Source organism: Streptomyces luteolifulvus (assembly GCF_008806595.1).
GTDB lineage: Bacteria > Actinomycetota > Actinomycetes > Streptomycetales > Streptomycetaceae > Streptomyces > Streptomyces luteolifulvus.
Map to the genome: position 1 here is coordinate 214,526 of NZ_VZRB01000003.1, position 14,200 is coordinate 228,725.

The window sequence follows — 14,200 nt, forward strand, 5'->3', positions numbered from 1 at the left end:
CGGCCACCGGCCCGGCCCCACCGACTCGGGGTCAGTCCGCGATGGGCAGATACAGCCGGCTCCCGCTCGCCGCGAACTCCGTCGACTTCTGGAGCATCCCCTCAGCGATCTCCTCGGGCGAGGCCCCCTCAGCAACTGCACCACCGAACCGCTCTGTGATGCTGTGGCTGATCTTCATGCTGCAGAACTTCGGCCCGCACATCGAGCAGAAGTGGGCCGTCTTGGCCGGTTCGGCGGGCAGGGTCTCGTCGTGGAACTCCCGTGCCGTGTCCGGGTCGAGGGCGAGGTTGAACTGGTCCTCCCACCGGAACTCGAAGCGGGCGTCGGACAGTGCGTCGTCCCACTCCTGGGCACCTGGGTGCCCCTTGGCGAGGTCGGCCGCGTGGGCGGCGATCTTGTAGGTGATGACGCCGGTCTTGACGTCGTCGCGGTTGGGCAGTCCCAGGTGCTCCTTGGGCGTGACGTAGCAGAGCATGGCCGTGCCCCACCAGGCGATCATCGCGGCGCCGATGCCGGATGTGATGTGGTCGTACGCGGGCGCGACGTCCGTCGTCAGCGGGCCGAGCGTATAGAACGGAGCTTCATCACAGATCTCCTGCTGAAGGTCGATGTTCTCCTTGATCTTGTGCATCGGGACATGGCCGGGGCCCTCGATCATGGTCTGAACGTTGAAACGCTTGGCGATCCGGTTGAGCTCCCCGAGCGTGCGCAACTCCGCGAACTGCGCCTCGTCGTTGGCGTCCGCGATCGAGCCCGGCCGGAGGCCGTCGCCCAGCGAGTAGGTGACGTCGTAGGCGGCGAGGATCTCGCAGAGTTCCTCGAAGTTTTCGTACAGGAAGCTCTCCTTGTGGTGCGCGAGGCACCACGCGGCCATGATCGAGCCGCCGCGGGAGACGATGCCGGTCTTGCGGTGGGCGGTGAGCGGCACATACGGCAGCCGTACTCCCGCGTGCACCGTCATGTAGTCCACGCCCTGCTCGGCCTGCTCGATGACCGTGTCCTTGTAGATCTCCCAGGTCAGCTCCTCGGCGCGGCCGTCGACCTTCTCCAGCGCCTGATAGAGCGGCACGGTGCCGATCGGCACGGGGGAGTTGCGCAGCACCCATTCGCGGGTGGTGTGGATATTGCGGCCGGTGGACAGGTCCATCACCGTGTCGGCTCCCCAGCGGGTCGCCCAGGTCATCTTGTCCACCTCCTCCTCGATGGAGGAGGTGACCGCCGAGTTGCCGATATTGGCGTTGACCTTCACCAGGAACCGCTTGCCGATGATCATCGGCTCGATCTCCGGGTGATTGACGTTGGCGGGCAACACCGCACGGCCCGCCGCGATCTCCTCGCGGACCACCTCGGGCGCCACGTTCTCCCGGATGGCCACGTACTCCATCTCCGGTGTGATCTCGCCGGCGCGCGCGTACGCGAGTTGGGTGACCGCCTTGCCGTCACGGCCGCGGCGGGGCTGGCGAGGGCGGCCCGGGAAGACCGCGTCGAGGTTGCGCAGGCCGCCTCGCGGAGAGGTGTGCTTGATGCCGTCGTCCTCGGGGCGGACCGGACGGCCCGCGTACTCCTCGGTGTCACCGCGGGTGATGATCCAGTTCTCCCGCAGTGGTGGCAGTCCCCTGCGGACGTCCGTGTCCACGAGAGGATCCGTATACGGGCCCGAGGTGTCGTACAACGTGACCGACTGCCCGTTGGTGAGGTGCACCTGGCGGACCGGCACCCGCAGATCGGGGCGCGAGCCCTCGACATACGCCTTGTGCCAGCCGATGGACGGTTCCTGCATGGAGGCAGGCGTGCGTGCGTCCTTGTTGGTCATGAGACCTACTCCCTACGCCGGCATTACCCGGTAACAGGTTCGGCGGTCGACGCAGCGGTTTCCGTCTGCCGATGTTTCATGTGAAACATCGCTGGGACGGAGGTCAGCGCCCTCTCAGCCCGGTGCTCCGAGCTCCCGCGTGTGCAAAGGTGACCCCACGCTAGCGTCCTTTGTGGCGCGGTGAACAGTGGGCCCTTGACGTTCTTGCGATGATCGGGCGGTGACCACGACGCATCAGCCCCCGTACCCACCGCCCGAGCGGCCCCGCAGGCCCGGGGCGGGCAACGGCAACGGCTTCGGAGACGGCAGTGGTTTTGACTCCGGGCACGGCTTCGACGACGGGCACGGTGCCGGCGGCCGTGGCCTTGGTCCTGGCCATGGGCAGGGGCAGGGGCAGGGGCACAGTGCTGACAGGCGTGAGCCTGACCACCGGCCCGGTAATGTGCACGGCCACGGACAGGGATCGGGTGGCGGCCACGGCCACAGCCACGGACCGGCCGCGCCGGTCTCCAGGCACCTGCGCAAGATCATCGCCGCGATCCTCATTCCGTTCGCCGCGGCGGTGGTGGTCGGCCTCGTGGTGATGTGGCCCGGCGGTGCCCCGGCGCACGAGCGCACCGGTGTCGGCTTCGACCGGCAGACCCAGCAGGCCACGGTCACCGAGGTGGTGAGCGTCAGCTGCAAGTCGGTGAACGCCTTCGGGGGCACGCCGACCGGCGACACGTCCACCGCCGAGGGTTCGTCCGCACAACAGCAGGCGAACGGCACCTGCAAGAAGGCCACGATCCGGGTCGACACGGGCAAGGACAAGGGCCGTACGTTCACGGAGATCGTCCAGCCCGACCAGTCACGGCAGTTGGACGAGGGCGAGAAGGTCGTGGTCGCCTACGAGCCCTCCGCGCCCAAGGAGCTGCAGTACTCGGTCACCGATGTGAACCGCCGGATTCCGATGACCGTGCTCGTCGGCATCTTCGCGCTCGCCGTCGTGGTGGTGGGCCGGATGCGCGGCGTCATGGCGCTGGTGGCGCTGGCGATCAGCTTCCTGGTGCTGAACTTCTTCATCCTGCCCGCGATCCTGGAGGGCTCCAATCCGCTGGTCGTGGCCGTGGTGGGGTCGAGCGCCATCATGCTGATCGCGCTCTACATGTGTCACGGTCTGTCGGCCCGTACGTCGGTTGCGGTGCTCGGCACGCTCATCTCACTGGTACTGATCGGCATTCTGGGCTCGGTGTTCATCGGGTGGGCCGCGCTGACCGGCAACACCGAGGACAACACCGGGCTGATCCACGGCCTGTATCCGTCGATCGACATGAGCGGTCTGCTGCTCGCCGGCATCATCATCGGTTCGCTCGGTGTCCTCGACGATGTGACGGTCACGCAGACGTCCGCGGTCTGGGAGCTGCACGAGGCCAATCCGACGATGGGGCGGCGCGGGCTGTACCGCGCGGGCATCCGCATCGGCCGCGACCACATCGCGTCCGTCGTCAACACGCTCGTCCTCGCCTACGCGGGCGCCGCGCTGCCGCTGCTGCTGCTCTTCTCCATCGCCCAGAGCAGCGTGGGGTCCGTCGCCAACAGCGAGCTCGTCGCGGAGGAGATCGTGCGCACGCTGGTCGGTTCGATCGGCCTGGTCGCCTCGGTGCCGGTCACGACGCTGCTCGCGGCCGTGATGGTCTCGGCCGACCGTCCGGGCCAGGTGACGGTGGCGGCCGAACTCCACCCGGCGCCGGCGCGGGGCAGGGGGCGGCGGCGCAAGCGGTGAGGCGCCGACCGCTTTGGCCGCCCCCTGACGCAGAAGCGTTACTGCTCAACCCCCGTACCGAGGACAGGCCTGCCGCCGCCCGCCCGGCCGTGAGATCTCAGCCCGCGCTCTGCTCCTCCGCCAGGATGCGGTCCAGCGCCTCGTCGAGGTGGGCGTCGAAGTCGCCGAGCGCCCCTTCCTGGCCCAGCGGCACCAGCTTGTCGGTGCGGTCCAGGAAGGCGATGAGCGGGGCGGTCGACGAGCGGAACAGCGCGTGGTCGCCGCCGACCTGAAGCCGGATCAGAACGTCGCTCAGCGACTCGGGATCCGCGGGCGAGACGCGCACATCCCCCTCCCCGCACGGCCGGCCCACTCCGTCGATCAGCAGTTCACGCCCGAAGGCCCAGGTCACCGGGGCGTCGCCGGGCAAATGGAAGGTCAGCCGGACGGCATAGGGATCGCACGTCTCGTAGCGCAGTTCCACCGGGATGCGGAAGGAGAGCTCCTCGGACACGAGAAAGCTCATCATGACCTCTGCCTGTACGGACTCGCGCATCGCCTACCCCGTCATTTGCCGTCGACTGGCCGGGAATGAATCTCTGACACTGAGGGCATCTTGCTGAACGTACACGGCAGATCACAAGGAGTGAGTTTTCAGATACTGATAGAGATCGCGAGCGACCCGAGAAAACAGCTGATCTCGTGCTGCAACTGCTGTGCCGCGGGGAGCAGTTGGTCGGCCTGGTGAGCAGGCAGGGAGATGGCGATCGTGGCCGCCGTGGTACCCACCGTGACCGGGATCGCCGCACACACCGTCCCCAGCGCGTACTCCTGACGCTCGGTCACCGGTTCCATGCGCCGCACCCGCTCCAGGCGCCGGAGCAGGGTGTGGTCGTCACGCACCGTGTACGGGGTGAGCGAGCGCACCGGGTGGCGATCGAGGTGATCGCGGCGAGCGTCCTCGTCCAACTGGGCGAGCAGGCACTGACCGACGGCGTGTGCGTGTCCGGTCTCGCGGAAGTCGGCCCATTCCTCGACGGCCGGACTGCCCGGGGAGTCCGAGACACACATGACCTCGATCTCACCGTCGCGGTACATCGCGTAGTAGACGGGTACGCCGATCGCCTCGCGCCACTGCGCGAGGACGTCGGCCACCGTGCTGCGACGTTTCTGCTGGGCTCCGCTGCTGCCCAGACGCTCCGCCGCCTCACCGAGGAAGAACAGGCCCTTGTCACGGCGCAGATAGCCCTCGTGCACAAGGGTGCGCAGCAGGTGGTACGCCGTGGGGAGGGCCAGGCCCGTCTCACGGGCCAGTTGCTTGGCGGGGGCTCCGTGCTGGTGCTCGGCGACGCGTTCCAGCAGACGCATCGCCCGCTGCACGGAGCCGATGAGGGTGGCCGAGTTCGGTTGCCCGGGTGATGGGGCCGGATGCCGCTGGACCGGAGGTGCCGGCGGGTGCGGCCGCGCCGGGGGCGCGGGCTGCTCGGGCGGCCGGAGGCGGGTCCCCGGGGAGGGGACGGCGGACCGGGTGGTTGCTGGGCGTGCCTGGGTTTCCGTGGGTGCGGTGTCAACCGTGGCCAAGGGTCACTCCGAAACGCGAGGGGGCTGCCCGTGCGGGGGAACACGGGAGGGGTGTTGCGCCGCCCGCGGGGGTCGTCCCCGCGTCGAGTTCCGGACTCTAATCCCGCTCCACCGCTGGCAGACGGCCTGTCCGGGAAACTTCCCCCGCCCGAGGGAACCGGTGATTCCTGTTACCGGTCACCGGTCGCCCCAGGTGCTCACCAGTCGCTGCGCGACGAGGAGCTCGACGTGAACTTCCGTACCACGTAGACCAGTCCGGCGACCAGCGCGACGAAGATCAGCGCTTTGAAGAGCAGGCCGATGACGAAGCCGACGACGCTGGCTATCAGCCCACCGAACACGACCAGGGCGATGACCGGCACCGCCACCCACTTCACCCACCAGGGCAGTCCCGCGAAGATCTCCTTCATTGCCCTCGTCCTTACCTCTCCGCCCGTCGCAGTGCCGGGTTCGCTCGGTCCTGATTGATGTCCTGCACTCGATGCTAGGGCGGCGAGGGGGCCCGGCGGGGGCTTCGCAGCCCTTGTCCTCCCCTGACCGAACCCCTAGGGAACCCTGAGGCGGCGCATCAGCTCTCGGGGGGAGAGAACATCACCAGGACCCTCAGGTCCTCGCTGATGTGGTGGAACTTGTGGGCGACGCCTGCCGGTACGTACACCACGCTGCCGCGTGCCACCTGGGTGGTCTCCGGACCGACGGTGATCGCCGCACGGCCGCTGACGACGAAGTACACCTCGTCCTGGTTGTGCGGCTGCTGCGGGTCGTGCTCACCCGCGTTGAGTGCGTACAGGCCGACGGACATGTTCCGCTCCCGCAGGAACTGCAGGTAGGCGCCCTCGTTCGCGGCGCGCTCCGCCTCCAGCTCGTCCAACCGGAATGCCTTCATCGACTTCGTCCGCCCTCGCCCATACTCGTAACCGATCTCTTCTGCCACGATCAGACACATGAAGAATTTTGTAGTCAAGACGCTCGCCAACGCGGGCGCCCTCGCGGTCGCCGTATGGCTGCTCGACAAGATCACCCTGACCGGTGACAGCACGGGCAACAAGGTGGGCACGCTGATACTCGTCGCGCTGCTCTTCGGCCTGGTGAACTTCTTCGTCAAGCCGATCGTGAAGGTGCTGACCTTCCCGTTGTTCATCCTCACGCTCGGCCTGATCACCCTGGTGGTCAACGCGTTGATGCTGCTGCTCACCTCGTGGCTCGCCGACGAGTTCGACCTGAGCTTCCATGTCGAGGGCTTCTGGACCGCCGTGGTCGGCGGCCTGATCATCTCGGTCGTCTCCTGGGCGCTCAACGTCGTCCTGCCCGACGGGGACTGAGCAACGCCATGACCTACCGCGTCTGCTTCGTCTGCACCGGCAACATCTGCCGCTCTCCGATGGCCGAGTCCGTCTTCCGCGCCCGCGTCCGGGAGGCCGGACTGGACGAGCTGGTCGAGGTCGACAGCGCGGGTACGGGCGGCTGGCACGAGGGCGACGGCGCCGACCCGCGCACCGTCGCGGTCCTCGAGGACAACGGTTACGACAGCGCCCACACGGCCCGGCAGTTCCAGGCGTCCTGGTTCTCCCGCCTCGACCTCGTCGTCGCCCTCGACGCCGGCCACGTCAAGGCGCTGCGCCGCCTCGCGCCCGGCGGAGACGACGCGGACAAGATCCGGCTGCTTCGCTCCTACGACTCCGCCGCCGGCGACGATCTCGACGTGCCGGACCCGTACTACGGGGGCATGGACGGCTTCGAGGAGTGCCTTGAGATGGTGGAGGCGGCGAGCGAGGGGCTGCTCGCCGCGGTACGTGAACACGTGGAGGGACGAGTGGCATGAGCGGTACGGATACGCCGGGGCGGTGCGCCGGCGGCGGCGACGGCACGCGTGCGGTACGGGCCGGGCTGCCCGAGCCGGTCAAGCACGAACCGACCCTGCCCGGGCCGGTGTTCGCCGCCCACTTCCATCTGCCGGGCGACCCTACAGGCCCGTACACCTACGGCCGTGACGAGAACCCGACCTGGACCCTGCTGGAGCGCGCCGTCGGCGAGCTGGAGGCTCCCGGGCAGGACGGCACCGAGACCCTCGTGTTCGCCTCGGGCATGGCCGCGATCTCGTCGGTGCTCTTCTCGCAGCTGCGTGCCGGGGACACGGTCGTCCTGCCCAGCGACGGCTACCAGGTGCTGCCCCTGGTACGCGCCCAGCTGGAGGCGTACGGCATCGAGGTGCGCACCGCGCCGACCGGCGGCAACGCCCAGCTGGGCGTCCTCGACGGCGCGAAGCTGCTGTGGATCGAGAGCCCGTCGAATCCCGGCCTGGACGTGTGCGACATCCGCGGGCTCGTGGAGGCGGCACACACGCGTGGTGCGCTGGTGGCCGTCGACAACACCCTCGCGACCCCGCTCGGGCAGCGTCCGCTGGAGCTCGGCGCCGACTTCTCCGTGGCCAGCGGTACCAAGCAGCTCACCGGGCACGGCGACCTCCTCCTGGGATACGTGACCGGCCGCGACGCCGCGACCATGACCGCCGTACGACGCTGGCGGAAGATCGTCGGGGCCATTCCGGGGCCCATGGAGGCATGGCTCGCACACCGGTCGATCTCCACGCTCCACCTCCGCGTCGACCGGCAGAACGCGAGTGCCCTCGCCCTCGCCGAGGCCCTGCGGGAGCGGCCCGAGGTCACCGGGCTGCGGTATCCGGGGCTGCCCGACGATCCCTCGCACAAGATCGCCTCACAGCAGATGCGCCGCTTTGGGTGCGTGGTGTCCTTCACGCTGCCCACGCGCGCGCGTGCCGACCGTTTCCTCGACGCGCTGCGGCTCGTGGACGACGCCACCAGCTTCGGAGGAGTGCGCTCCACGGCCGAACGCCGTGGCCGCTGGGGCGGAGACGCGGTGCCGGAGGGTTTCGTCCGGCTCTCGGTCGGTGCCGAGGACCCCGAGGACCTGGTGGCCGATGTGCTGCGTGCGCTGGAGGAGTCGGCGGACTGACCGCTGTGCGCAGGGCCGGTCGGTCTCCGGCTACGCACAACGGACGGTCCGAACCTCCCCCCTCGTGGCTCGGACCGCCCCGGTTCTGCGCGCGAAGAACCGCGCGAACAAGGCTAGTTGACTCTGTGTCAGTGTCCAATCACAGTAGCGACAGAGGCCTATCGACTTATTTATAGTTGAGCGCGGGCCGGGGGGCCGGGGAGAAGGGCAGGCAAGGGGAGGGCGTGCGATGGATCTGGCCTTGTTGCGCACGTTCGTGACCGTGCACCGGGCCGGTTCCTTCACCCGCGCCGCCGCACTGCTCGGACTGTCCCAGCCGGCCGTCACCTCGCAGATCCGGACCCTGGAGCGGCAGTTGGGCCGCCCCCTGTTCCTGCGGCAGGCCCGCGGAGTGACTCCGACGACCATCGGCGACGAACTTGCGCACAAGGCCGCGCCGCATCTGGACGCACTGGTGGAAATCGCCGAGACCGGGCTCGGCGACGACTCCTCGTTACGGACCCTGCATCTCGCCGGCCCTCCTGAGTTCACCGCCGAGCGGGCGCTGCCCGCACTCACGGAACTGACCGGGGAGGACGGACAGGGCTTCGCTCTGCGCGCCTCGTTCGGAAACGCCGAGGAGGCCCTGGAGGGACTGGCCGCCGGACATCATGATCTGGCCATTGCCACGGTCCGGCCGCGGGGTGCTCTGCTCACGGCGACTCCCCTCTGCGACGAGGAGCACGTCCTGGTCGCCGCCCCCCGCTGGGCCGATCAGATCGGCACCGGGGCACCCCGCCGCAAGGGGGCGCTCGCACTCGAGAACGTCCCCCTGGTCGAGGTGCACGAGTCGCTGCCGTTCGTCTCCCGCTACTGGGCCTCCGTGTTCGACTCCCGCCCGGCCGCCCCGGGCACCGTCATCGTGCCCGACCTGCGTGCCGTCCTCGCCTGCGCGGTCGCGGGCGCGGGTCTCGCGGTACTGCCCCGCTATTTGTGCGGGGCCGCTCTGAAGCGGGGTGAGCTTCTCGCTCTACATGATCCCGCGGTGCCGCCGCTGCGGACGTACTTCCTGGTGGCCCGCACCGGCACGCTGGCGATGCCACACATCGCGCGGGCCCATGAGTGGCTGTTGCGCGCTGCCGTCGACTGGTGCTGAGACCGGTTCCGCGGGAGATCGAGAGGCCCGGCCACGCGGACATCACGCCATGAGACCGATCGATGACATTTCGCGATGTTTCACGTGGAACGAGCCGGGCCACATTTCTCCCATGACCGTCCGACCCGTGGTCAAGCGCACCGCCCGAGCCGTTCTTCTGGACGGCGACGACCTGATCCTGATCAAGCGCACCAAACCCGGTGTGGATCCCTACTGGCTCACCCCCGGCGGTGGGGTCGAGCCGGACGACACGACCGTTGTGCATGCCCTGCATCGCGAGGTGTACGAGGAGCTCGGCGCCAAGATCACCGATGTGGTGCCGTGCTTCGTGGACACCGTCGAGCACATCGGCGAGGACGGGGGCGCGACCGGTGTGAAGGTGCAGCACTTCTTCGTGTGCCGTCTCGAGTCCATGGACCCGTCCCTGCGTCACGGTCCCGAGGTGGACGAGCCCACTGGTGAGTACGAGATCGTGCGGGTGCCGTTCACCCGGGTCGGGATCGCCTCCGTCCATCTCGTACCGCTGTCGCTGCGGCACTACCTCGACGGCAACATCGAGGGCGTCCGCGCCATGCACGCCCCTGACCTTGGCTGACACGCGCGCGGGAGTCAGTGGCCCACCGTGACGAGTTCCTCCACGGAGTCGTGGCGTATGCGTTCCGTGGGGATGCCGATGTCCCTCAGTGCGTCCACTCCGCTGCGGATCATTCCGGGCGGGCCCGAGAGATAGGCGTCGTACTCGTTCCACGGCCCGTACGCGCGTATGGCGTCGGGCAGCTGGAGACGCGCCTGCTGGTCGATCACGGCGCGGACCGAGAGCCAGGGGTGGGACTGCTGGAGCCTGAGCATTGTGTCGATGTCGTACAGATCGTGGTCGGTACGGGCGCCGTAGAAGACCTCGACCGGACGCCGCTCGCCGTGCTCGGCGACGTCCTCCACGAGCGCCTTGATGGGGGCTATGCCGGTGCCGCCGCCGAGACAGAGCAGTCCGCTGTCCGTGGTGTGGTCGACGGTCATCGAACCGGCCGGCGGGCCGAGCCGGATGATGTCTCCGGGCCGGGCACGGTGCACCAGGGCATTGGAGACCCAGCCCGCCGGGACGGCCTTCACATGGAACGACAGCAGGCCGTCGGAGCGGGGCGCGGAGGCGAAGGAGTAGTGCCGCCAGATCCGCGGCCACCAGGGTGTCTCCACGCTCGCGTACTGCCCGGCGAGAAAGGGGTAGGGCTGGTCGGGCCGGACGGTGACGACCGCGACATCCCGGGTTCGTATGTCGTGCGCCACGATCTCCGCGTGCCACCAGGCGGGGGCCCGCAGTTCGTCGGCCGCCGCGGCATCGATCATCACCTGCGAGATCCTCGTGTACGCACGGACCCAGGCCGCCTCCGTCTCCGCGTTCCAGATGCCGCCCGCGTACCTGCTGAGGGCGCCGATGAGGCACTCGCCGACGGCCGGGTAGTGCTCGGGCCGGGTTCCGTACTTGCGGTGGCCGCGGCCGAGGTTCTGCAGATAGGCGACGAGCACTTCGGTGTTGTCGATGTGCTCGGCCGCAGTGAGCAGGGCTTTCAGGAGCCGGTCCCGCTGGGTGTCCATCGCGGCGGGGAACAGCGAGCGCAGAGAGGGGTGGCGCACGAAGAGCAGTGCATAGAAGTACGACGTGACCTTGTCGGCCACCGGGGCGACCTCGGCCATGGTGCCGCGGATGAGGACGGCGTCCGGAGAAGCACTCGCGGGCGGGTCGGCCGTCAGGGGTTCATCGGGGACGTGAGGGGGCGGCTGGGGCGGGGAGGGCCGCTGGACGGGCGCTCTCTCATCGGTCTGCGATGCGTCTGGTTCCGGCGGGGTCGGCCCGCCTGCCCTGGTTCTGTCCAGCGGGCGTGTGTCGGTCGGGCGGTTGGCCTCGGTCGTCTCCTGTTCGCTGTCCGGAGTCGTCGCCGGCTGGTTGCGCGGGGCGAACCAGCCGCCCCCGCCGCCGGACGTGCCGCTGTCGGCCGACCTGGTGGTCGGAGCGTCCATGGTGTGCCTCGCCTCGAACATCTTTCGGTCGGTCTGCGCACTTCCTCGGTCGGAAGTTGCCTGCTTTCCCCCGCAGACGGCTTGGTTTCCCGTTCGGTGCCGTGGCCAATGCGGCCACATTCAACCCGGATTTCCACCCCGTACGGACAAGTAAGGCGAGAGTGTGACATTGGCCGCAGTACTCTCACCGCAGCATCCCACTGGTCGTGGGCGCCCTGCCGTGTAACCGGAAATGCGGGTCCTCGATCTCCCCGTCCCGTTAGGCTGCATTGCCTGGCGCTCGGCCGCACGGGACGCGTCCCGCCCCGAAGCGAACCGGAGTCGACCCTACCGGTCACCGCTCCGCACACAAGTCCCCCTCCTCCGCCCCGATTGAGGAGACGCGCCAATCAGCAATTCCCTCAATTACCGGGCGCGCCGCACCAATTCATAGGCTTCCCACAGATCCCTGCCCACATAGCTGTGCGTGGAGATTTCGGACAGGTGACGGTCCGCATTGACGGCGACAGAGATCGGCACTGCGCCGAACAGGTCCTTGTCCGACCCCGAGTCGCCATAGGCGATGCAGTTGGCCCGTTGCACCCCGAACTCCGCGCAGAGCCGGTCGGCGATGAGGACCTTGGCCGCCGCGTTGAGAACACCGGCCGGATCCACCGGCTCGCTGAAGGGAACAGCGGGAAAACGGGAGCCGTACGCCGCGTGTGCACCCCAGCCGGTCAGCCGTTCCACGAAAAAGGACGGAGAGAGCGACACGACGGCGCAATAGTCGCCGTCTCCCCTGATCTCCGCCCAGACGTCACGGATACGAGCCAGCCACGGCGCACCTTCGAATGCGGCTTCCACATGCGCCTCGGTGAGATCGGTCCAGAGCTCACGCGCTCGTTTCGCGTACTCGGGCGGTCCTATCAGCCCCGTCGACACCGCCTGGTCGAGCGCCACCGCCTCGGCTTCCAGCCCGAGCTGTCGTGAGATTTCCACGGGCGCGGTCGTTCCGTGCAGCAATGTGCCGTCGAGGTCGAAGAGATGAAGTCTCGCCATGCGTGCGAGGCTAGTGGGACGTGCTGTCGTCTCCCGCATGAGATCGCCGGACTCCCATCGGTTGCCGATGTTTCACGTGAAACACCCAAGGGCTTGTCCGTAGGCTGTGCGGTGGCCACGACATTGGCCAAAAGCTCATACGTCCCTCGGGAAAGAGGTGGACGTCGAGGGTGCCCGTCAGACAGCCTGACCCGCGTGCCGACTGCCTCCCTCGCCGCTCTGCCCATCCGCCGTCTGACGCTTCGCGATCTCACCGCCTGCGCCGACTTGTCCGAGGACCGGGGGTGGCCACGCGAGGAGCACAAGTGGGGCCTCCTCCTCGCGGCAGGGAAGGGCTACGGCATGGACGACCCCGACGGCGGCCTTGTCAGCGCCAGCGTCGTCACCGAGTACGGGCCGCGGGAGCGGCCTGATTTCGGGGCCGTCGGGATGGTGCTGGTGGCCGATCGGCATGCCCGCAAGGGCGTCGGGCGACGGCTGATGCGTCACATCGTCGTGGCGATGGGCCCTACGCCCCTGACCCTGCACGCAACGCCCTACGGGCGCCCGCTCTATGAGGAACTCGGCTTCAAGGTCACCGGACGGGCCGAGATGCTGCTCGGCCGCTTCACGCCCGGCCGGCCGGCACCCACGGTCACCACGCGTGCGGCCACCGCGGACGACCTCACCACGATCCTCCGGCTCGACGTGGAGGTCTTCGGCTCCGACCGCACGCACATCATCACCCGCCTGCCCGCCTTCGCCGACCAGTTGCGTGTCGCCGAGGACAACGGCCGGATCGTCGGATACGCGGCCGCCTGGCCCAACATGGACACCCATGTCGTGGGCCCGCTGATCGCCCGCGACACGGAGACGGCGAAGGCACTCCTCACATCTCTCGCCGCCCGGACCGACCGACCGCTGCGTACCGACATCGATGTGCGGCACGAGGAGCTGCTGGCCTGGGCGAAGGAGCGTGGCCTGCAGTCCGTCGCCTTCAACGCGGTCATGACGTACGGCTTCGCGGAGCTGCCCGGGGACTGGAGCCGGCGGTTCGCTCCGCTGACGGTGGCCGCGGGCTGAGCGGCCCCACCCCGTAGAACTCAACGGCGCCCGGCAGTGCGCCGCTCGGCGGGCACAGCCCCCGCGACCACCCTGCCGGGGGCGCTGCTGTCACGGCGTTCCAGGGCGGCCGACAGGAAGGCGAGGAGCAGGGCCGCCGCGGCCAGAGCGGCGCCGACCCAGTTGGGGGCCGTGTAGCCGAGGCCGCCGAGCCAGGCGGACAGGGCGTTGCCGAGGTTGAAGGCGCCGATATTCACGGCCGAGGCCAGCGTCGGTGCACCGTGCGCCTGGTCGAGCACACGCTTCTGGAGCGGCGGAACAGGGCGAAGCCCGCGGGTCAATGCACCTGGACGCAGCCGCGCGGTCGCGCCCGTCTGCGTAAGGTGCGCCCCATGGGAGATCTTGAGATACGCCCCGCCACCAAGGACGACATCCCCGCGATCGTCGCCATGCTCGCCGACGACCCCCTGGGCGCACAGCGCGAGTCCCCCGACGACCTGAGTCCCTACCTGGCGGCGCTGGAGCGCCTCTCCTCCGACCCGAACCAGCATCTGATGACCGCCGTTCGCGAAGGCCGCGTCGTCGGCACGCTCCAGCTCACGGTCATCCCCGGGCTGTCCCGGCGCGGTTCCACCCGGTCGATCATCGAAGGCGTGCGCATCCATGGCGACGAGCGAGGCAGCGGCCTGGGGACACGGCTCGTCGAGTGGGCGATCGAGGAGTCCCGCCGTCAGGGATGCCAGTTGGTGCAGCTGACGTCCGACAACACCCGCACGGACGCCCACCGATTCTACGAACGGCTCGGGTTCACGGCCTCGCACGTGGGTTTCAAGCTCCCGCTATGACACGGCTGAGCGTCCGT

At 68.9% G+C, this 14,200-nt stretch carries 15 protein-coding genes and 1 pseudogene; 8 read left to right on the forward strand and 8 right to left on the reverse strand.

Annotated features, from left to right (window positions below):
- Positions 1-31: 31 nt before the first annotated feature.
- The gene (gene thiC, locus F7R91_RS05990) at positions 32-1,813 is read right to left on the reverse strand and encodes a phosphomethylpyrimidine synthase ThiC (protein ID WP_150945233.1); all 1,782 of its coding nucleotides are present in this window, start codon (positions 1,811-1,813) and stop codon (positions 32-34) included.
- Positions 1,814-2,033: 220 nt separating this feature from the next.
- Between thiC and F7R91_RS05995 the strand changes: the two genes are divergently transcribed.
- On the forward strand, positions 2,034-3,575 hold the full coding sequence (locus F7R91_RS05995) for a YibE/F family protein (protein WP_150945235.1): 1,542 nt from the start codon (positions 2,034-2,036) through the stop codon (positions 3,573-3,575).
- A gap of 97 nt (positions 3,576-3,672) precedes the next feature.
- On the opposite strand, the gene F7R91_RS06000 is transcribed toward F7R91_RS05995, so the two are convergent.
- The 4 genes from F7R91_RS06000 to F7R91_RS06015 form a co-directional block, all read right to left on the reverse strand.
- Complete coding sequence (locus tag F7R91_RS06000; protein ID WP_150945236.1) at positions 3,673-4,110, reverse strand: SsgA family sporulation/cell division regulator; 438 nt, start codon at positions 4,108-4,110, stop codon at positions 3,673-3,675.
- Positions 4,111-4,208: 98 nt separating this feature from the next.
- Positions 4,209-4,943 carry an IclR family transcriptional regulator gene (locus tag F7R91_RS06005; RefSeq protein WP_225320548.1) on the reverse strand — a complete coding sequence of 245 codons (735 nt, stop codon included), beginning with the start codon at positions 4,941-4,943 and terminating at the stop codon, positions 4,209-4,211.
- A 389-nt stretch (positions 4,944-5,332) separates the two neighbouring features.
- Positions 5,333-5,545, reverse strand: coding sequence for a DUF5326 family protein (locus F7R91_RS06010; RefSeq protein WP_150945238.1), 213 nt, complete (start codon positions 5,543-5,545; stop codon positions 5,333-5,335).
- Between the two features lie 158 nt (positions 5,546-5,703).
- On the reverse strand, positions 5,704-6,021 hold the full coding sequence (locus tag F7R91_RS06015; RefSeq protein ID WP_150945596.1) for a cupin domain-containing protein: 318 nt from the start codon (positions 6,019-6,021) through the stop codon (positions 5,704-5,706).
- Between the two features lie 58 nt (positions 6,022-6,079).
- Between F7R91_RS06015 and F7R91_RS06020 the strand changes: the two genes are divergently transcribed.
- The 5 genes from F7R91_RS06020 to F7R91_RS06040 all read left to right on the forward strand — a co-directional run bounded on the left by F7R91_RS06020 (position 6,080) and on the right by F7R91_RS06040 (position 9,838).
- Positions 6,080-6,457, forward strand: coding sequence for a phage holin family protein (locus F7R91_RS06020; RefSeq protein ID WP_150945240.1), 378 nt, complete (start codon positions 6,080-6,082; stop codon positions 6,455-6,457).
- 8 nt (positions 6,458-6,465) lie between these two features.
- Positions 6,466-6,957 (forward strand): low molecular weight protein-tyrosine-phosphatase, encoded by a 492-nt coding sequence (locus F7R91_RS06025; RefSeq protein ID WP_150945242.1) that lies wholly within the window; start codon positions 6,466-6,468, stop codon positions 6,955-6,957.
- A complete protein-coding gene (locus F7R91_RS06030; RefSeq protein ID WP_150945243.1) occupies positions 6,954-8,108 on the forward strand; it encodes a cystathionine gamma-lyase in 1,155 nt (384 codons plus the stop codon). Before F7R91_RS06025 ends, F7R91_RS06030 begins: the two co-directional genes overlap by 4 nt.
- Positions 8,109-8,337: 229 nt before the next feature.
- Positions 8,338-9,243, forward strand: a complete 906-nt coding sequence (locus tag F7R91_RS06035; protein WP_150945245.1) for a LysR family transcriptional regulator — start codon at positions 8,338-8,340, stop codon at positions 9,241-9,243.
- Between the two features lie 112 nt (positions 9,244-9,355).
- Positions 9,356-9,838: an NUDIX domain-containing protein gene (locus tag F7R91_RS06040; RefSeq protein WP_150945247.1), complete on the forward strand. Its 483-nt coding sequence runs from the start codon at positions 9,356-9,358 to the stop codon at positions 9,836-9,838.
- Positions 9,839-9,852: 14 nt separating this feature from the next.
- On the opposite strand, the gene F7R91_RS06045 is transcribed toward F7R91_RS06040, so the two are convergent.
- Positions 9,853-11,259, reverse strand: a complete 1,407-nt coding sequence (locus F7R91_RS06045; RefSeq protein ID WP_408056008.1) for a globin domain-containing protein — start codon at positions 11,257-11,259, stop codon at positions 9,853-9,855.
- A gap of 405 nt (positions 11,260-11,664) precedes the next feature.
- Positions 11,665-12,297: an HAD family hydrolase gene (locus tag F7R91_RS06050; protein ID WP_150945251.1), complete on the reverse strand. Its 633-nt coding sequence runs from the start codon at positions 12,295-12,297 to the stop codon at positions 11,665-11,667.
- Between the two features lie 195 nt (positions 12,298-12,492).
- Here F7R91_RS06050 and F7R91_RS06055 point away from each other — a divergent pair, with 195 nt between their 5' ends.
- On the forward strand, positions 12,493-13,359 hold the full coding sequence (locus F7R91_RS06055; RefSeq protein WP_150945253.1) for a GNAT family N-acetyltransferase: 867 nt from the start codon (positions 12,493-12,495) through the stop codon (positions 13,357-13,359).
- A 20-nt stretch (positions 13,360-13,379) separates the two neighbouring features.
- Here F7R91_RS06055 and F7R91_RS06060 read toward each other — a convergent pair.
- Positions 13,380-13,685, reverse strand: a pseudogene (locus F7R91_RS06060) (MFS transporter); the annotation flags it as partial.
- A gap of 45 nt (positions 13,686-13,730) precedes the next feature.
- On the opposite strand from F7R91_RS06060, the gene F7R91_RS06065 reads away from it, so the two are divergent.
- The gene (locus tag F7R91_RS06065; protein ID WP_150945256.1) at positions 13,731-14,183 is read left to right on the forward strand and encodes a GNAT family N-acetyltransferase; all 453 of its coding nucleotides are present in this window, start codon (positions 13,731-13,733) and stop codon (positions 14,181-14,183) included.
- Positions 14,184-14,200: the final 17 nt, after the last annotated feature.